Origin of the sequence: Streptomyces sp. NPDC048018 (assembly GCF_043202995.1) — a bacterium.
GTDB lineage: Bacteria > Actinomycetota > Actinomycetes > Streptomycetales > Streptomycetaceae > Streptomyces.
This window is the reverse complement of the sequence record NZ_JBIDBK010000012.1, coordinates 47,912-66,216: the sequence shown is the minus strand read 5'-3', so window position 1 is coordinate 66,216 and position 18,305 is coordinate 47,912. Positions and strand designations below refer to the sequence as shown.

The window sequence follows — 18,305 nt, the reverse complement described above, 5'->3', positions numbered from 1 at the left end:
GAAGGCTCCGTGGATTCCAGAGACGGATCGAACACGGGATGCGCCTTCGGCGCGCGGTGAGCCGCGGACCCGAGCCCCTCAGCGCGGTCCGCTCCTTCACGCTACGCGGCGCGCACGGCCGCCTGTCAAGTGCGTCCGGATGATGAGCCGTTCGTCTCATCATGGTTGACGCGGAAACGGATGCCTGTTCCACTTGGGCCATGCATCCGCAGCAGTGGCTGGTCACGCGCTCCCACATCGACTTCGGTCGTGTGTGGTCCTCTTCCTGTTGAGCCGACCCCGCTGCTTCTCCCTGCCCGCGTGCTGTTCTCCGCGGCGCCTTCGTCCGCGCACTCCTGTGAGCCACCGAGCCTGACGCCCCTCGCTCAGCGTTCCCCGCCTGCTCTTCCTCCCTTCCCTGCCTTCCTTCGCTCCGAAGGACCGTCATGACCTTCGCGTTGTCCGTGCACCGGACCACGACCACCGATCCGCTGGCCCGCCCGCTCCTCGACGAGCTGGCCTACGAGTACACGACCCGGTACGGCTCGTCGGAGGACCTGCGCCGCTATCCGGCGGAGGAGTTCGCCCCTCCGCACGGGGCGTTCCTGCTGCTCCTGGAGCAGGGCCGGCCCGTCGCGGGCGGCGCCTACCGCCGTTACGACGAGCGCACCGCCGAGCTGAAGAGGATCTGGACCCACTCGGGCCACCGCAGGCGCGGGCTGGCCCGACGGGTCCTGACCGAGCTGGAGCGGGCGGCCGCCGCAAGCGGCTACACCCGCCTCTACCTGACCACCGGTCCACGCCAGCCCGAGGCCAGGGGCCTCTATCTGGCGACCGGATACCGCCCTCTCTTCGACGTCGCCGCGGATCCCGAGTCGATCGGACCGCTGCCGTTCGAGAAGCACCTGGAGACCCCGAGACCATGAGCACCCCGCGTACGAAGCCGCGCACGTCCGCGCGCACCACACGCCACACCGCCGCCTTCGGGCTGATCACGGCCGCCGCGCTGCTGCTCACCGCGTGCGGCTCGGGCGACCCGGTGACGGCGCCCGCCGGCGCCGCCGGGAAGGAGGGCGCGCGGGGCGCGCTGCCGACCGAGGACGTGGTCTCGGGCGTGCGGAGGAACGAGGCCGCGGCGAAGCTGCTGCCCGCCGACGTCCGGCAGCGGGGCACCCTGGCCCTGGCCGCCTCGGTCGGCAGCCCGCCGAGCTCGGCGTATCTGCCCGACGGCAGGACGGTCGTCGGACTGGACGTCGACTTCTCCGACGCCGTGGCGAAGGCGCTCGGCCTGGAGCTGAAGCGGGAGCCGGCCGGCTTCGAGGCGATCCTGCCGGCGCTCGGCAGCGGCAAGTACGACGTCGGCACGGGCAACTTCGGCGTCACGGAGGAGCGCCGCAGGACCATCGACTTCGTCACGTACGTCAACGACGGCCAGGGCTTCGCGGCCCGCAAGGACAGCGCGCTCTCCGCCGTCACCGACCTGACCCGGCTGTGCGGCCTGAAGGTGGCCACCGGCGCGGGCACGACCTTCGAGCGCACCCTGGAGCAGAACCGGGGCAGGTGCGCCCAGGCCGGGAAGCAGCCGTACGAGGTGAACGTCTTCAGCGAGCCGGGCGCGGTCTGGATGTCGCTCCAGCAGGGCCGCAGTGACGTGGTGATGAGCACGATCAACGGCATCCGCTACGCGGTGGCGCAGCAGCCGGACGCGAAGTTCCTGAACGAGTACCGCCGCCTCGACGTCGGCTTCGCCTTCAAGAAGGGCTCGCCCCTGGCGCCCGCGTTCCGGGCCGCCGTGAACGGCCTGAAGGCGGACGGCACCTACGACCGCATCCTGCGGAAGTGGGGCGTCACGGCCTCGGCCATCTCCGAGTCCCGGATCTCGCCGCCGGAGCTCCCCGCGCCGAAGGGGTGACCGGCGGCCCCGGCGGGCCGTCAGCAGTCGCAGCCGCAGTCGCACCCGCAGTCCCCGCAGCAGCCGTCGCCGCCGCAGCAGTCGGAGCAGTTGCTGCAGCAGTCACAGCAGTCGCAGCAGTTCCCGGGGTCGCTGCATATGCCCTCGCGGCGCTGACGGCTCCACGGTCCTTCGTAGGTGCCGCAGCACATCTGGCAGGTGCAGGCCAGCCCGAGCCAGACGGCGCAGCCGGTGAGCAGGCCGCGGCGGTTCGGGGGCTCGGGCGGCAGCGGCGCGCCGGGGCCGCCGGGGCCCGGGTTCCAGGGGCCGGGTGATGCGTACGGGTTGCCGGGGACGGGGACGTGCGGCTGCCCGGGGCCCGGCGCCCCGTGCGCGCAGGCCGTGGTGCCGAAGGCGCGGTCGACGGAGACCCGCAGCTCGTGGGCGAGGAGTACGTGGGCGAGCCGGTGGTCGGCGAACTCCGCGTCCTTCAGGGCGAGGCGGATGCCGTGCAGCGCGTCGTCGGCGAGCCGGCGTGCCTCCTCACGGGAGGTGCCGGTCGCGGTGAGCGGGTTCCAGGCGCCGGCGGCTTCGTCGGCGGCCTGGTCCTCGACGGCGTCGAGGAGGTGGGCGAGGCGTCCGAAGAGGCGGCCCGCCTCGGCGAGGGGCTCGGCGTTGCCGGGGCGGCCGGCGAGGACCGCGGTGTGGGCGAAGGCGGCCGCGGTCGCCGTCTCGGTCGGCTCGGTGACGGCGAGCAGCGGGGTGCCGGGGCCCGCGAGGGCCTCGATGCCGGTCTGCCGGTCGACCGCGTCGACCAGGACCGCGGTGTCGAAGCCGAGCGCGCGTCCGGTGCGCGCGCCGGCCCGGTCCCAGGAGCGGGCGACCCGGCGGGCCGCGGCGGCGACCGGGCGGCGGGCCAACAGACCGTCCCGGTCGGCGACGTGGTCGCGGATCTTCGCGGAGGCCAGGACCAGCGACACGGCGGCGGCGAGCCGCGCGCCCTCGCCGCGGGCGACCGGGGCGGTCCGCATGGCGCGCAGCGGGCAGGGCCCCGCGGTACGGCGCCCGGCCGCGGTGGCGCCGGTCTGAGCTTCCGTCAGGACCGAGACGATCAGGCCGTCGTAGTTGGTGACGACCCGGGCGAGCTGGCCGTGGTCGGCACGAAGTGCCAGGCAGAGGCCGCAGAGATGGGCCATCCACTCGGTCTTGAGGCCTTCGGTGAGGCGGTGGGCGCAGGGCCTGACGATTCCGAACACGGTGATTCCCCCGTACCTCGCACGCTTCGCCGCGCGAAGATCCGCGCGGTCGCGTCGGGCATCGTACCGAGGGGCCGGCGAGGCCGGTCGTTCACCCGTACGCCCCCATCGTCACCCTTCCGGACCGACTTTCATATTTTAAGTTGCACGCCCCGATCCGACCCCCTGTCAGCCGGTGGATACCGCCCGATTCCTGACGATTCGCCAGATTTTGAGCCTCACGTTCTGCACCAGTCCCGTCACGAATCCCCTGCGCGCCGACTATCCACTTGGCGCGCGATCCGCATCATGGACGACGATAGGGATATGCGGAACCACGAGTGACCGCGCTGAAAGGAGGCGTCCATGGGATCGGTGCGCAAGGCCAGTGCCTGGCTGGGACTCGTCGAGGACAACGATGAGCGCTACTACGACGACGAGTACGCCGACGGTGCCGAGGGCGGCGGCGACGCCTGGGTGACGGACCCGCGGGTGCGGGTGGCGTCCGACACGGCGCACGAGCAGGGCCGTCGGATCGCGACCGTCTCGCCGGACGGATTCCGGGACGCCCGGGGCATCGGGGAGCTGTTCCGGGACGGGGTACCGGTGATCGTGAACCTGACCGCGATGGAGCCGAACGACGCCAAGCGCGTGGTCGACTTCGCCGCCGGTCTCGCCTTCGGCCTGCGCGGCTCGATCGAGCGGGTGGCCACCCGGGTCTTCCTGCTGACCCCGGCCGACACGCAGATCGTCACCGGCGAGTCCGGCCGCTCGCAGGGCGGCTTCTTCAACCAGAGCTGAGGGACGCGGACCCCGGCACTGCCGGTCGGTCCCGACACCCCCGGCGGGGCCGACGGCCCCGTCAGCGGCCGAGCGTCCTCGAACCGGCCGGCTCGGCACGGCCCCGTGAGGCGGGGACCCGTACGGCATCCGCGGTCCCGCCCCCCGTCCGCGGCTTCCGGTCCTCGCCCGCCGTCCACCGCTCGTGCCCCGCGTCGGCCGCCCCGGCGGCCGGCGGCTCCCCGCCCGCGGGCTCCCGGCCCTTCGGGTCGGTGCCGTCCGTCGGGTGCGCCGGCGCGTTTCCGGCGCCCTCCGGATCCTGTGTCGCCGCGCACTCCATGACCCGCGGCAGGCGCAGCGCCATCAGCGCGCCGACCAGGAGCAGGCCCGCGCTCACGAACAGCGTCACGTGCAGACCGTGCACGAAGGCGTGCCGGGCGGCGCCGTGCAGGGCCTCGCCCGCGCTGCCGCCCAGTCGGCCGGCGACCTGATAGGCCTCGCCGAGCGAGTTCGTGGCGGCCTTGGCGGCGCTCTCCGGCACTCCGGGGACTCCGCTCAGGCCGGGCGCGTACGCCGCGTTCATCACACTGCCGAGGAGCGCGGTGCCCATGCCCGCGCCGAGCTGGTACGAGGTCTCGCCGATGGCCGCGGCGCCGCCCGCGCTCTCCGGCGGCGCCTCGCTCAGCATCGACTCGTACGCGGAGAAGAGCGTGGTCTGCAGGCCGAAGCCGAGCAGGACGAAGCCGACGGTGAGCAGCAGCGGCCGGTCGTGCTGCCCCATGAGGACGAGCAGCAGCACCGCCGAGGCGGTCAGCACGAAACCCCAGCCGACCATCCGGCGCGGGCCGAGCCTGCGGAGCGTGTACGAGCCGGTGGCCCCGGCGGCCATGGCGGCGAAGGTCAGCGGCAGCAGCCGCAGCCCGGTCTCCAGGGGGGTGAGGCCGATCACCAGCTGGAGGTACTGGACGGCGATCAGCTGCAGGCCGACCAGGGCCAGCATGGCGAGCACGACACAGCCGACCGAGGTCGTGAAGGCCGCCCGGCCGAACAGCCTCATGTCGATCAGCGGGTGCGTCCGGCGCCTCTGCCGCCGCACGAAGAGGATCAGCAGGGCGGCGCCGAGCAGCAGCGGACCGATCGTGGCCGGTTCGAGCGGCGGATCGCCGGCGCCCAGCCGCTTGACGCCGAGGACGACGCCGAGCACGCCCGCGGCGGCCATGAGCGCGCCGAGCACGTCCCACGGGCCGTCCGAGCCGCCCCGGGACTCCGGCAGCAGCAGGCGTCCGAGCGGCAGGATCAGCGCCATCAGCGGGATGTTGATCAGGAAGACCGAACCCCACCAGTAGTTCTCCACCAGGAAGCCGCCGAGCACCGGGCCGGTCGCGGCGCCGATGGCGGCGGTCGCGGTCCAGATGCCGATCGCGGTGGCCCGCTCGCGCCGGTCGGGGAAGACGGCGCGGAGGATGGACAGCGTCGCCGGCATGATCATCGCGCCGCCGACGCCGAGCAGCGCGCGGGCGCCGATCAGGACCTCGGGGGCGGTGGCGAGAGCGGCGACCGCCGAGGCGACGCCGAACAGCCCGTAGCCGATCAGCAGCACCCGTCTGCGGCCCACCCGGTCACCGAGCGTGCCGAAGAGGATGAGGAGCGAGGCGCAGATCAGCGGATACGCGTCGACGATCCACAGCAGCGCGGTCGAACTCGGGTGCAGGTCCTCGCTGAGGGAGGGGACGGCGACGTGCAGCACGGTCGCGTCGAGCGCGACGAGCAGCAGACTGACGCAGAGGACGACCAGGACGACCCAGCGGTTGGCACCGCTGCCGGTTCCACGGCCGAGGGGACGCGGCCGTGTTCCGGCCGTGATCGTCCGCGCCATCTGCGTACCTCCCAGTGAAGCCCTCGCGCTCGGCGGGCACCGGCCGGGGAGCGGCCCCGGGGCGGCCCGGCATCGACGGGCGAGTGAGCCGTCAGCGTACGCGAGTTCCAGCCCCGAGCGCGTGGTGCAGCTCTCACCCCGACGGGCCACGGAGTGTGGCGTACGCCACTCGGTCCGGAGCGGGCACCGGGGCGAATTCCCCGCACGGGACCGTTTGCGGAATTCCCCGAGCGCCCAAACACACTTCCGGAAACGACCCTCCGACAATAGGGCTGGAGGTCATCGGATTTTCCGTCGGGTGACGGGAACAAACGCGCGGCTGAGAGCAACTCCACATCACATCGTCATCACGAAGGCACCGGAACGACCAAGGTCGCTACTCACTCCCTGTAACGTCGATTGGGTGCGTACCGACATCTTTGCCCGGCTGGACCGGGAGCCGGAACCGCCGAAGATAGAGGTCCCGCGGATGACCCGCACGCGTCTCGCCCTCTTCGGCGGGACGTCGGCGTTCTATCTGGCCATCGTCGTCGCCGTACTGCTGTCGACGTGGCTGGTGACCCTCGACTGGAAGATCATGCTCTTCCGGCCCTATCAGCAGTGGCCGGAGCTGCACGCCTTCCTCGACTACTACGTCGTCCTCGGCCAGCGCGGCCCCACGGCCGTGATGGTGGCGGCCTGGCTGGGCTGGCGCTCCTGGCGCCAGCACACCCTCCGCCCGCTGCTCTCCCTCGGCGCCGCGCTGCTGCTGCTCAACGTGACGGTCGGCGCGGTCAAGCTCGGACTCGGCCGGCTCGGCCCCCACTACGCGACGCAGGTCGGCTCCGCCGAGCTCTTCGCGGGCGGCGATATATTCCCGTCCGGGCACACCGCGAACGCGGTCGTGACCTGGGGCATCCTGGCCTATCTGGCGACCACGCCGAGGGCCCGCCGCTATCTGTCGGCCCTGTCGGCCGTGGTCGCCCTCGGCGTCGGCCTCACCACCGTCTACCTCGGCACGCACTGGCTCAGCGATGTGCTGCTCGGCTGGGCCGCCGGCCTGGTCATCCTGCTCGCGCTGCCCTGGTGCGAGCCGGTGATCGCGGTGGTGGAGGCCTGGATCCTGGGCCTGCGCGACCGGCTGCGCGAGCAGCTGCGGTCCCGCCGCCGCCTGGTGCCGTCGCTGCCCGTGGCGACCGGCGGTCCGCTGCCGGGCCTGTTCCCGCAGCGCCCGGCCGCGTCCGGGGAGCCGGTCCGGGAGACCGTGGGCGCCGGCTCGGGCGGCCGCGGTCCGGCCGGCCGGGGCCCGGGTCTGCCGGCCCCGCCGCTGGCCGCCCCGCGCGCCCACGCCGACCGTCACGCGGTGCGTTCGGAGCGCGCTCCGGTCGGGCCGGCCGGCAGTCGCCGTCCGCCGCACTCGCGGCCGGCGACCGGCGGCTGAGCCGTCGGCACAGGCGTACGAGAGGGCCCCGGCCGGGGAGCGGCCGGGGCCCTCTCGTGTGTGCGGCGGGCCGGTGGTCAGCCGCGCCAGGCGCGGGTGACGACGCCGCCCTCGACCTCGAAGTTGATGCGCCCCTCCAGGTACTCCATGGTGATGATCGAGCCCGGCGGCAGGGACCGGACGACGCTCCAGCCCCCGTTCCGGGCGAGCCGCTCGGCCTCCTCCTCGGCGAGTCCCACATACGTTTCGGGTGCGTGTTCGGGTGTCATACAGCTCACGTTAGTACCCCGCCGGTCACGCTTGTGTCACAGGTTCTCGACATATGTTTGCCGCTCCGCCGGTAGCCCGCAGTGGCGGTTTCCAGCCGTTTCCCGGGGAATTCCCGGTCACCCGTACGAGGTGTTCGCACACCGCCGCCGCGGGCCCGGGAATTCCGCGGGCACCCGGTGCGGGCCGTAATTCCGGGCCGTCGCCCCGTCCGCACGGCATTCACGATTTCCCCGCAACCCGCACACGACGTCCGCCGACCGGACGACCTGTCGGGGCGGCTTCCCCGCCGTCCGGACGGCGGGGGACATCATCCGAGGATGGGTACCGAGACCGAGACCGCGGCCGTCGAATCGCCGCGGCAGCGGCATGGACGGGTCCTGATCGACTGGATCACCACGACCGACCACAAGAAGATCGGTCACCTGTACCTGGTGACCTCGTTCCTCTTCTTCCTGATCGCCGGGGCGCTCGCGATGGTGATGCGGGCCGAGCTGGCCAGACCGGGGCTGCAACTGGTGTCGAACCTGGAGTACAACCAGGCCTTCACCATCCACGGCACGATCATGCTGCTGCTGTTCGCGACCCCGACCTTCGCGGGCTTCGCCAACGAACTGGTGCCGCTCCAGATCGGTGCGCCCGACGTCGCCTTCCCGCGGCTCAACATGTTCTCGTACTGGCTGTTCCTCCTGGGCGGCCTGATGGTGGTCGGCTCCTTCCTCACGCCGACCGGCCCGGCCTCCTTCGGGTGGACCGCCTACGCGCCGCTGAACAGCGCGCTGCGGTCGCCCGGCGTCGGCGTCGACCTGTGGATCATGGGGCTCGCGTTCTCCGGCTTCGGCACGATCCTCACCTCGGTGAACTTCCTGGCGACGATCATCGGGATGCGGGCGCCGGGCATGACGATGTTCCGCATGCCGATCTTCACCTGGAACGTCCTCTTCACCGCGATCCTGGTGCTCATGGCCTTCCCGGTCCTCGCGGCGGCCCTGCTGGTCCTGGAGTCCGACCGGCGGCTCGGCTCGGTGGCCTTCCAGCCGCAGTACGGCGGCGCACTGCTCTGGCAGCACCTGTTCTGGTTCTTCGGGCACCCCGAGGTCTACATCATCGCCCTGCCGTTCTTCGGCATCATCAGCGAGATCATCCCGGTCTTCTCCCGCAAGCCGATCTTCGGCTACGTGACCCTGATCGCCGCCACCATGGCCATCACCGGCCTCTCGGTGGTGGTCTGGGCACACCACATGTTCGCGACCGGGGCGGTGCTGCTGCCCTTCTTCTCCATGCTGTCGTTCCTCATCGCGGTGCCGACCGGAGTGAAGTTCTTCAACTGGACCGGGACCATGCTGCGCGGCTCGCTGTCCTTCGAGACGCCGATGCTCTGGGCGGTCGGCTTCCTGGTGTCGTTCCTCTTCGGGGGGCTCACCGGGGTGATCCTGGCCTCGCCGCCGATGGACTTCGCGGTCACCGACTCGTACTTCGTGGTCGCCCACTTCCACTACACGGTCTTCGGCACCGTGGTGTTCGCGACCTTCGGCGGCTTCACCTTCTGGTGGCCGAAGTTCACCGGCCGGATGCTCGACGAGCGCCTCGGGAAGGTCCACTTCTGGACCCTCTTCGTCGGCTTCCACACCACCTTCCTGGTGCAGCACTGGCTGGGCGCGGAGGGCATGCCGCGGCGCTACGCCGACTACCTGGAGGCCGACGGCTTCACCGCGCTCAACACGGTCTCGACCATCGGCTCCTTCCTGCTCGGCGCGTCCACCCTGCCCTTCCTCTACAACGTCTGGAAGACCTGGCGCCACGGGACGAAGGTCGACGTCGACGACCCGTGGGGGTTCGGCCGCTCGCTGGAGTGGGCGACCTCCTGCCCGCCGCCCCGGCACAACTTCGACGCCATCCCCCGGATCCGGTCCGAGGCGCCCGCCTTCGACCTGCACCACCCCGAGTTCGCCACCTACGAGCGGCTGCGGCTCACGGGCGTGCCGCCGGAGCCCCGGCCGAACGGTCGAGGGCCCGGGACAACAGGTCCCTGAGCGCGCGCACCCGCTCGACCAGCTCCGGCGGGTCGAGCACCTCGAACTCGAAGCCGATCATCGACACGTGGACCACCATCAGGTCGAGACCGTGCGCTCCGGTCTGCAGCAGGCAGGAGTGCTCCCCCTCGGCCGTCAGGACCCCGTCGGCGGCGCCCACGGCGGCCGCGGCCTCCTCCAGCGGCACGTGCAGCCGGATCGTCGCCTCGGTGGGATAGGCGCCGGTGGAGACGCCCTTCGCCACATAGGCGGCCAGGTCCTCGGCCGGCGGCTCGCGGGGCGGGAAGCGGGGGCCGTGGGGCGGCGTCGGAACGATCCGGTCGGCCCGGAAGGTGCGCCAGCCGGCCCGGTCCACGTCCCAGGCGACCAGGTACCAGCGCCGTTCGCTGCACACCAGCCGGTGCGGCTCGACGGTCCTGCGGGTGGTGGCGCCGCCGTGGTCGCGGTAGGCGAAGCGCAGCCGCTCGGCGTCCCGGCAGGCGTTCGCGAGGTCGGTGAGCACGGCCGGGTCGATCCGGTCCCGCGGGGTGCGCAGCATCGGCACGGTGAAGGCGTTGAGGGCGCTCACCCTGCGCCGCAGCCGCCCGGGCAGCACCTGCTCCAGCTTCGCCAGGGCGCGTACGGAGCTCTCGCCGATGCCCTCGACGCCCTGGCCGGCGGCCGAACGGAGCCCGACGGCGACCGCGACCGCCTCGTCGTCGTCGAGGAGCAACGGCGGCAGTTCGGCCCCCGCCCCGAGCTGGTAGCCGCCGCCGGTGCCGGGCGTGGCGTTGACCGGGTAGCCGAGCTCGCGCAGCCGGTCGACGTCCCGGCGGACGGTCCGCGGAGTGACCCCGAGCCGGTCGGCGAGGTCGGCGCCCGACCACTCGCGGTGGGCCTGGAGCAGCGACAGCAGACGCAGGAGTCGTGCGGAGGTCTCCAACATGCGCCCGAGTCTGCCAGCCCTTGCGGACAGGTACGGTCCGCGATGCCCGTCGGCCCGCGCCGGGGACCGTCGGGCGGCCCCCGGCGCCGGGTCTCAGCGGAAGCGGCGCACGATCCGCCCCACCCTCGCCCTGGCGGCGTAGCCGGCGTCGAGGAGCGTCCCGAGCGCGCGGTGGACGGCGGCCCGGGCCGGGGCGTGGCGGCGCGGGCGGGTGGTGCCGGCGGCGGCGAGCTCGGTCCAGATGGCCTCGTGGCGGACGGCGACCCGGACCGGGTCGAAGCGCTCGGAGGCGACCAGGGCCGCCTTGGCGGCACGGGCCCTGGCCTCGTCGTCGTTGATGAGGGCGAGCAGCGCGGCGGCGACGGCCGCCGTGTCGTCGACCGGGACGAGCCGGCCGTCGACGCCGTCCTCGATGATCTCGGCGGGCCCGTGCGGGCAGTCGGTGGAGACCACGGGCAGACCGCAGCGCATCGCCTCGACGATGGTCATCCCGAAGGACTCGCGCCGGGAGGTGACCGCGGCCAGCGAGCCCTTGGCCCACTCCGCCTCCATGGGGTGGGCGGTGCCCATGAGGAAGACGTGCTCGCCGAGCCCCCGCCGCTCGATCTGCCGGGCCAGCGTCTTCTTCAGGTTGTCGGCCGCGTCGCCCGTGCCGTAGATCCGCAGCTTCCAGTCGGGGCGGGCGGCTGCCACGTCCGCGAAGGCGTCGATCAGCAGGTCGTAACGCTTCACCGGGGTGAGCCGGCCGGCCGCCACGACGACCTTCGCGCCGGGGTCGGCGGGCGGCACGCCCGGCGCGGGCACGCTGTTGGGCACGGCGTCGATCCGTACGCCGGGCAGGGCGAGTGCCCGGTAGGAGCGGGCGTCGGCCTCGGTGACCGTGGTGACGGCGTCCAGGAGGGAGTACTCGTGCGCGATGTCGCGGCGCAGCCGGTAGCTGTGCCCGTCGAGGATCAGGTGCTCCTGGCCGACGAGGACCGGGCCGCTCGGGGCCTGCCGGGCGAGCTGCACGTTGAGCCCGGGGCGGGTGGCGATCACCACGTCCGCCTCGACGGCGGCCAGATGGGCGCCGATCCGGGCGTCGGTGAGCGCGCTGTACTGCTTCCAGCGCCCGTCGCCGCGCGGGAAGACCCGGGCGGGGCGGTGGAAGTCGGGGTGCCCGCCGTCGTAGCCGGGGCTGTTCTTCCGCAGGTCGACGAGGTGCCGCAGGGTCACTCCGTCGGGGACGCCGAGGATCGGCTCGTCGCGATGGCGGAACACCGAGACGATCTCCACCTGGTGACGTGCCGCCAGTTCGGCGGCGAGGGTGAAGGTCGTCCGGATGGTCCCGCCGATGTGATAGCCGTTGTGGAGCAGGAAAGAGATGCGCATCGTGCCGCCGGTTCCCCCCGGTCGGGTGCGTGGTCGGGGCGACTGTACTGCTCCGGCGCGGAGTTGTTCACGGCCGGTATCCCAGCTGGGGGACGGTGGCACAGGTGGTGTTCATGTCTCCCTGGGCCACCCAGCCGCGCCCGTCCTTCCAACGGGCCACGGACAGACAGGTGTGACGGGCCTTCGGCGGCTCGGCGAGGCGCTCGAAGCGGACCGGCAGGAGGAGCCCCCGGGCGGTGTACGGCTCCGCCCGGGCGACGTAGGACTCGACACAGGCCCGGGTCGGCCCGCCGGGCCGGCCGGCACAGGACTTCGCCGCGTCCGTGAACCACATCGCCGCCGCCCAGCCCTCCAACTGCCATTGCGAGAGCGCCCGTTTCCCCATCGCGGCCCGGAACTCGCGCACCGCCGGGACGTCCCGGTCGTCGTAGTTGCGGCTGGACCCGGTGACGTACAGCGCGGCCCGGCAGCCGGGGGCCCTGGCGTAGTCCCGGGCGACGGACGCGGACCAGTTCTGCACGTTGGTCACCTTGGCGGCGACGTGCACGCCCGAGGCCTCCATCGCCTCGCACAGCCGGGCGTTGCCGTGGGTGTCCATCGCGTCGAACACGACGTCGGTGTGCTGGGCCCGCAGATCGGCCGCCACCGCGCGGAAGTTGGGCAGCACGAAGTCGACCTGCTCCTCGACGACCCGGTAGCCCTCGGCCCGCAGGCCCGCGACGACCAGCCGGGCGTACGAGGCGGAGGCGGCCTGGTTGTACGAGACGACGGCCGCGGTCCGCGCGCCCAGATGGGTCCTGAACCACCGGTACACCTCGGTGCCCCCGTAGAGGACCCCGTTCCAGCCGGGCGTCCGGCCGGTGCGCGGGGCGGAGCTGCCGTAGATCCCGTACAGGTGCGGATACGTGTCGTAGGCCGCGGTGAGCGGCTGGCCGCCGATGTCGGGGACGCCGGCCGCGGCGACCAGCGGTGCGCCCGCGTAGTCCAGGGCGGTGGTGGCGACCAGCGCGAAGACCTTGCGTTCGTCGACCAGTTCGTGCACGCACGCGTTGTTGCCGACGCCGCTGCCGCCGTCGTCGCAGGTGACGACCTCGATCCGGCGCCCGTCGAGGCCGCCGCGGGCGTTGAGGGCGTCGAAGTAGGCGCGGGCGCCGTCGCGCGGCCCGGTGAACGTGTCGCCGCCGACCGGGCTGGTGGCGCTGGTGATGATGCCGATCCGGAGCGGCTCACCGCCGGAGGGGTGGGCGGTGGGCCGCGTCTCGAAGGCGCGCTCCGGAAGGCGGCTGCCGCAGCCCGCGACCAGGCCGGCGAGCAGCAGCGCCGTCAGGCACTCAACAGCCCGGAACCGTCGCACCGCTCAGCTGGACCAGGCCGCAGAGGGTCGCCGCGGACACCTTCCAGGTGCCGTCCTGGAGCACGGAGGTGCCCTTGGCCCCCGGCAGGGCCGGGTTGCCGCCGACCAGCAGGTCGTAGGTGACGTTCGCCTTCGTGGGGGAGGCGAAGGCCACGCCCTTCACCTGGGCCGTGGTCATCGCGGCGTTCTTGTCGCCGGCGAAGGCCGCGAGCACGGGCGCCAGCTTCGCCCCGTTCTCGAGGAGCTTCACCCGCTCGGTGGCCGGGGTCTTCGGGTCGAAGAAGGCCGTCCAGTTCCTGGCGATCTGCGCCTTGGCGGCCGCCGGGTCCGCGGGCCGGTCCGTCGGGGCGGGCGGAGCGGACGAGCTGGTCTGGCCGGAGGAGGTGTCCCCGTCGTCCGAGCAGCTCGCCACGGCGGGCGTCAGCACCAGCACCGCGACGGCCGCCAGCGCGGCGGCTCGTCTCTTGAGAACCATCTGGCTCACCACCGGATGTCCGTGCAGGCCGGGCGGCCTGATGATTCCAGCGTGTGCCGCTTCGGGGCATAGTGCAAAGGAAGGGGCGAAAGGCGGGTGAGGCCCCCGTGCCGTCGACATCGCGGATTCTCCTGTGGGCCGGTCTCGCGGCCGCCGCCGGAGGTGCGGTGCTGTGCGTGGCGGGCTGGTACGGGATCTCCGGCGAACGCTTCGCGGAACGCCAGCTCCCGTACCTGGCGTCGTGCACCCTGCCGGGGGTGGCGCTGATCGTGGCGGGAGCGGTCCTCTGCGTGGGCGGGGTGCTGACCGGCCCGGGGGCGGGGGCCCCGGCACCCGGACCCGATCCGGCCGGGGGGCCCGCCCCGCCGCGGCCCCCGGCCTCGGACGAGCCGCCCCTGCGGGTGCCCGGCGGGACCCTGGCGCACCGCCCGGACTGCCCGCTGATCGCGGGCAGGCCGGAGGCGGTCCCGGTCGGGGACGCCGCACTGGCACCGTGCCCGGTGTGTGAACCGTGGCCTCGCTGACCTACGACCTCACGCTGGCCGGTCTCGCGGTCGGCAGCGCGGCCGCGCTCACCGGCATCGGACTGATCGTGACCTACCGGGCGACCGGGGTCCTCAACCTGGCGCACGGCGCGATCGCCATGATCTGCGCGTACGTGCTGCGCCAGCTGGTCGTCGAATGGGGCTGGCCGCTGCCGCTCGGAGCGCTGGTCACCCTGCTCCTGGTCGCCCCGGCCATCGGCCTGGTCCTGGACCGGGCGGTGTTCCGGCCGGCGGCCCTGGCCGGTGCGGGCCCGGCCCAGACCCTCGTCGCGTCGATCGGCGTCTTCGTCCTGCTCGTCGGCACGGCGGCGCTGCTCTGGGGCGGCGACGCCCGGGCGGACGTTCCGGTCCTGCTGGGCGGCGACGACCCGTGGGCCCAGCTCGGGGCCGTGGTCGCGCTGGCCTGCCTGGTGGGTGCCGTGACGCGGTGGACGCGGTTCGGCCGGGAACTGCGGGCGGTGGTGGACAACCGCCCGCTGGCCGTCCTGTCCGGCATCCCGGCGGACCGGGTGTCGGCGGCGGGCTGGGCGTTCGGCTCCTTCACCGCGGGCCTCACGGGCGTCCTCGTCGCGCCGTACGTGCGGCTGGACCCGTACGGGATGCCGCTGCTCGTCGTGGAGGTGATCGCGGTCGCGGTGCTGGCCCGGATGCGGAGCCTGCCGGTGGCGATCGGGTCCGCGCTCGCGCTGGGCGTGGCGCAGGCGCAGCTGACCCGGCTGCATCCGGAGGGCTGGGCGGGCGACGTGGTCCAGGCGGCCGGGGCGAACCTCTTCGTGCCGGCCCTGCTCGTGGGGGCCCTGCTCCTGCCGGGCCTGGGCACGGACGACACGCTGCCGCCCCCGAGCGCGGCCCCCAGGGTCCCGGCGTCGCTGTGGCTGGTGACGGGCGTGCTGTTCCTGCTGCCGCTGGGCCTCGCGGGCGAGGACCTGACCACGGCGGTGCAGGTCCCGGCGCTCGCGGTGATCCTGCTCTCGCTCGTGGTGGTCTCGGGCCGCGGCGGCCAGATCGCGCTGGGCCAGGCGGCGTACGCGGGCCTGGGCGCCCTGTTCACCGCCCTGCTGGCGGCGGCCGGCCTGCCGGAACTGACGGCGCTGCTGCTGGCCGTGGCGTGCGTGGCGCCCCTGGGCCTGCTGACCGGGTGGCCGGCGATCCGCCGGCACGGACTCGCACTGGCCCTGGCGACGCTGGCGGTGGGGGTGGCGGTGAGCCGCTTCGTCTTCGCGCAGCCGTACGCGACGGCCGGCGTCACCCTGTCCCGCCCGGCCGGCTTCGGCCAGGACCGCCGCTACTACACCCTGGAACTGGTGGTCCTGACCGGCTGCCTGCTCCTGGTCGCCGCCCTGCGCCGGGGCCGTACGGGCCGGGCGCTGGCCGCGCTGCGCGACCACGAACGCGGCGCGGAGGCGGCGGGCGTCCGGGTGGCCGGCCTGAAGCTCCTGGTCTTCGTCCTGGGCGCGGCGCTGGCGGGGCTGGGCGGCGGTCTGCTGGGGATGGGCGTGCGCGCCTTCGACCCGGACGCGTTCGATCCGGTCCGCGGCCTCCTCTGGTTCGCCGCGGTACTGACCCTGGGCGCCGACACCCTGCTCACCCCGGCGGCCGCGGCGGCCCTCCTGGTCGCCCTGGACGCGGGCACCCACGCGGGGGTGGCGGTCGCCCTGATCGGCCTCCTGGCCTCCCTGACCGGCCGCGTCCCCCCGCTCCTCACCGCCCTCCTCCCGAAGGCCCGCCCCGCGCCCGTTCGGGAGGCCCACGGCCTCCTCCCCCGCGCGAAGCCCCCCGGCCCGGCCGGCGAGCGGGCGCACGCCGACGGCCCCGGGACCACCGGCGGCGCCGCGCCCCCCGCGGGAGAGCCGCCCGGGGCCGCCCTCCCACCCGCGAGCACCACACCGACACCCCCTCCCGCCCCGGCCGGCGAGCGGGCGCGCGCCGGCGAAGCGACGGGCACCGCCGGGACTCGGCCGTCCACGGGCGGGCCCGCCCGTCCGGACGCCGCCGGCCCGGGCCGTGCGGACGGGCGCCCCGGCCCGGCCCGGGACCGGGCGCACCCCCGGCGGCCCCGCCCGGCCCGAGAAAAAGGGGCGCACCCCCGGCGCCCCGCGGCCGCCCCCCGGCCTCCGGCCCTCACCGCCCACCGCCTCACCCTCACCTATCCCGGCGGCCTCACCGCCCTCGACGGCGTCGACCTGGAGCTCCGTGCGGGCGCGGTGACGGCCGTCGTCGGGCCCAACGGTGCCGGGAAGAGCACCCTCTTCGACTGTCTCGCCGGCACCCTGCGCCCCACCACCGGCCGGGTCCTCCTGGGCGGCGTCGACATCACGACCCGCCCCGCCCACGGCCGTCACCGCCTCGGGATCGCCCGGACGTTCCAGCAGCTCGCCGTGTTCCCGTCGCTCACCGTCGAGGAGAACGTCCGCGTCGGGGCCAGGGACGCGGCCGTCGAGCCGGTCGAGCAGGCCCTGCGTCTCTTCGGGCTGGCCGGCGCCGTGCGCCACCGCGCCGCCGCCGGGCTGCCGACCGGGACGCTGCGCCGGGTGGAGCTGGCCCGCGCCCTCGCGGCCGCGCCGCACACGCTGCTGCTCGACGAGCCCGCCGCGGGACTCGACGCCGACGAGACCGCCGCCCTCGCCCGGGTCCTCGCCGCGCTCGCCGCCGACGGCCTGACCGTGCTCGTCGTCGAGCACGACCCCGACCTCGTCGCCGGCATCGCGCACACCGTCCACACCATGGAGGGCGGCCGCATCGTCTCCCGGACCGTGACGGAGGCCGCGCCGTGACCGTCGAGATCGCCCTGCGCCACGCCCGGGTCCGCTACGGCCCCCTGGAGGCGCTGCACGGCCTCGACCTCGCCCTGCCCGCCGGCACCGTCACCGTGCTCCTCGGCCGCAACGGCTCCGGCCGCACCACCGCCCTGCGCGCCCTCGCCGGTACGGTCCCGCTGGCCGCCGGGAGCGTGGTCTGGCGCGGCACGGACGTCACCCGGCTGCCCGCCCACGAGCGGGCACGGCGCGGACTGTGCTTCGTGCCGGACCTGCGGGCCGTGTACGCGACCCTGACCGTCGCCGAGAACCTGGACCTGTCCGCGCCCGGCCGCCGGGACGCGGCCCTCGCCGCCTACCCGGAGCTCGCCCGGCTGCTCGCGCACCGGGCCGGCACCCTGTCCGGCGGCGAGCGCCGGATGCTGGCCCTGACCCGGGCGCTGTTCTCCCCGGCCCGGGTGGTCCTGGTCGACGAGGCGTCCCTCGGCATGTCGCCGGCCGTGGCCTCCCGCACCTACGCGCTGCTGGCCGCCCTGGCCGGGCCGCCGGGCTCGGCGGCGGTCGTCCTCGCGGAACAGCGGGTCCCGCCGGGACTGCCGCCGGGCTCCCTCGCGTACGAACTGAGCCGGGGCGCCCTCGCCGGCGCCGGCGAACTCGTCCCCGGAACCCGGGCCCGGCCGGGGCCGGGCGCGGCCTAGCTAGAGCGGCGAGATCCGCAGCATCATGCCGATGACCAGCCGGTTCGGGTCCGGGCCGATCAGCGCCTTGTTCGCGGCGTACAGCGCCTGCCAGCCGCCCCGGACGGCGAAGCGCCGGGCGATCGCGCTGAGCGTGTCGCCGGGCTGCACCACGTGCGCGCGCCCGCTGAGGCCGTAGCGGCGGGAGCAGACCGGCCAGGCGCCCCAGCCCTGCACCCGCAGGACGTTCTCGGCGACCGTGATCTGCTGCGCCCGGGTCGCGAGGTCGGCGCGCCGTGCGTAGCGGCGCCCGCCGAACTCGTCCCAGGTGGGCTGCCAGAACTGCAGCCCGCCGTAGAAGCCGTTCCCCGTGTTGGCGTGCCAGTTCCCGCTGCTCTCGCACGCGGCGACGCACCCCCACGGCCACTGGTCCTTCACGCACGCCTCGACGGGCGTAGGGGCCGCGGGGGCCGCCGCGGCGCTTCCGGCGAGGCCCTGCGGGAGCAGCGCCGCCAGCAGGACGGCGGCTCCGGCCGTCCAATATCGGATCTTCGACATCGGGGCAGGCTAGGCAGCGGCCGCCGTGCCCGGACCCGTGCCGCGCGGAAACAGCGTTCACATGCCACCCGTCCGGAGTCACGGGTCCGTGACCCAAGTTGTCCGCCCCGACGCGTTACCCGGGCCGAGCCTTCCCCGTTGAACTCGGCATGAGACGACCGGG

At 74.2% G+C, this 18,305-nt stretch carries 16 protein-coding genes; 8 read left to right on the top strand and 8 right to left on the bottom strand.

Annotated elements, in window-relative coordinates; translation table 11 throughout:
• Positions 1–425 precede the first annotated feature (425 nt).
• Both ACGF1Z_RS32305 and ACGF1Z_RS32300 read left to right on the top strand, forming a co-directional pair.
• Complete coding sequence (locus tag ACGF1Z_RS32305; RefSeq protein ID WP_393009596.1) at positions 426–905, top strand: GNAT family N-acetyltransferase; 480 nt, start codon at positions 426–428, stop codon at positions 903–905.
• Positions 902–1,891 carry a transporter substrate-binding domain-containing protein gene (locus ACGF1Z_RS32300; RefSeq protein WP_393009595.1) on the top strand — a complete coding sequence of 330 codons (990 nt, stop codon included), beginning with the start codon at positions 902–904 and terminating at the stop codon, positions 1,889–1,891. Before ACGF1Z_RS32305 ends, ACGF1Z_RS32300 begins: the two co-directional genes overlap by 4 nt.
• Positions 1,892–1,911: 20 nt before the next feature.
• On the opposite strand, the gene ACGF1Z_RS32295 is transcribed toward ACGF1Z_RS32300, so the two are convergent.
• A complete protein-coding gene (locus tag ACGF1Z_RS32295; protein WP_393009594.1) occupies positions 1,912–3,126 on the bottom strand; it encodes a DUF5685 family protein in 1,215 nt (404 codons plus the stop codon).
• Between the two features lie 345 nt (positions 3,127–3,471).
• Here ACGF1Z_RS32295 and ACGF1Z_RS32290 point away from each other — a divergent pair, with 345 nt between their 5' ends.
• Positions 3,472–3,906, top strand: coding sequence for a cell division protein SepF (locus tag ACGF1Z_RS32290; RefSeq protein WP_393009593.1), 435 nt, complete (start codon positions 3,472–3,474; stop codon positions 3,904–3,906).
• Positions 3,907–3,967: 61 nt separating this feature from the next.
• Here ACGF1Z_RS32290 and ACGF1Z_RS32285 read toward each other — a convergent pair whose 3' ends face one another.
• Positions 3,968–5,761, bottom strand: a complete 1,794-nt coding sequence (locus tag ACGF1Z_RS32285; RefSeq protein WP_393009592.1) for an MFS transporter — start codon at positions 5,759–5,761, stop codon at positions 3,968–3,970.
• Positions 5,762–6,164: 403 nt separating this feature from the next.
• Between ACGF1Z_RS32285 and ACGF1Z_RS32280 the strand changes: the two genes are divergently transcribed.
• The gene (locus ACGF1Z_RS32280) at positions 6,165–7,181 is read left to right on the top strand and encodes a phosphatase PAP2 family protein (RefSeq protein ID WP_393009591.1); all 1,017 of its coding nucleotides are present in this window, start codon (positions 6,165–6,167) and stop codon (positions 7,179–7,181) included.
• Positions 7,182–7,258: 77 nt separating this feature from the next.
• Here the strand turns inward: ACGF1Z_RS32280 and ACGF1Z_RS32275 are convergent, their stop codons facing one another.
• Entirely contained in the window at positions 7,259–7,450 is a 192-nt protein-coding gene (locus ACGF1Z_RS32275; protein ID WP_393009590.1) for an I78 family peptidase inhibitor, read from the bottom strand.
• 318 nt (positions 7,451–7,768) lie between these two features.
• Here ACGF1Z_RS32275 and ctaD point away from each other — a divergent pair, with 318 nt between their 5' ends.
• Positions 7,769–9,481, top strand: a complete 1,713-nt coding sequence (ctaD, locus tag ACGF1Z_RS32270) for a cytochrome c oxidase subunit I (RefSeq protein ID WP_393009589.1) — start codon at positions 7,769–7,771, stop codon at positions 9,479–9,481.
• Here the strand turns inward: ctaD and ACGF1Z_RS32265 are convergent.
• The 4 genes from ACGF1Z_RS32265 to ACGF1Z_RS32250 form a co-directional block, all read right to left on the bottom strand.
• Positions 9,420–10,406 (bottom strand): helix-turn-helix transcriptional regulator, encoded by a 987-nt coding sequence (locus ACGF1Z_RS32265; protein ID WP_393009588.1) that lies wholly within the window; start codon positions 10,404–10,406, stop codon positions 9,420–9,422. The two genes, ctaD and ACGF1Z_RS32265, sit on opposite strands and share 62 nt — an antisense overlap.
• A gap of 93 nt (positions 10,407–10,499) precedes the next feature.
• The gene (locus ACGF1Z_RS32260; protein ID WP_393009587.1) at positions 10,500–11,777 is read right to left on the bottom strand and encodes a glycosyltransferase; all 1,278 of its coding nucleotides are present in this window, start codon (positions 11,775–11,777) and stop codon (positions 10,500–10,502) included.
• A gap of 67 nt (positions 11,778–11,844) precedes the next feature.
• The gene (locus ACGF1Z_RS32255) at positions 11,845–13,131 is read right to left on the bottom strand and encodes an ABC transporter substrate-binding protein (RefSeq protein ID WP_393009586.1); all 1,287 of its coding nucleotides are present in this window, start codon (positions 13,129–13,131) and stop codon (positions 11,845–11,847) included.
• On the bottom strand, positions 13,109–13,606 hold the full coding sequence (locus tag ACGF1Z_RS32250) for a hypothetical protein (RefSeq protein ID WP_393009585.1): 498 nt from the start codon (positions 13,604–13,606) through the stop codon (positions 13,109–13,111). The genes ACGF1Z_RS32255 and ACGF1Z_RS32250 overlap by 23 nt, the downstream gene beginning before the upstream one ends.
• 107 nt (positions 13,607–13,713) lie before the next feature.
• Between ACGF1Z_RS32250 and ACGF1Z_RS32245 the strand changes: the two genes are divergently transcribed.
• Genes ACGF1Z_RS32245 through ACGF1Z_RS32235 form a run of 3 tightly spaced genes read left to right on the top strand, consistent with a single transcriptional unit; the run spans position 13,714 to position 17,605 of the window.
• Complete coding sequence (locus ACGF1Z_RS32245) at positions 13,714–14,130, top strand: hypothetical protein (protein ID WP_393009584.1); 417 nt, start codon at positions 13,714–13,716, stop codon at positions 14,128–14,130.
• Positions 14,118–16,925 (top strand): ATP-binding cassette domain-containing protein, encoded by a 2,808-nt coding sequence (locus ACGF1Z_RS32240; protein ID WP_393009583.1) that lies wholly within the window; start codon positions 14,118–14,120, stop codon positions 16,923–16,925. The genes ACGF1Z_RS32245 and ACGF1Z_RS32240 overlap by 13 nt, the downstream gene beginning before the upstream one ends.
• Complete coding sequence (locus ACGF1Z_RS32235; RefSeq protein WP_393009582.1) at positions 16,922–17,605, top strand: ATP-binding cassette domain-containing protein; 684 nt, start codon at positions 16,922–16,924, stop codon at positions 17,603–17,605. Before ACGF1Z_RS32240 ends, ACGF1Z_RS32235 begins: the two co-directional genes overlap by 4 nt.
• On the opposite strand, the gene ACGF1Z_RS32230 is transcribed toward ACGF1Z_RS32235, so the two are convergent.
• Entirely contained in the window at positions 17,606–18,142 is a 537-nt protein-coding gene (locus tag ACGF1Z_RS32230) for a transglycosylase family protein (protein WP_393009581.1), read from the bottom strand. It abuts the gene before it with no gap.
• Positions 18,143–18,305 lie beyond the last annotated feature (163 nt).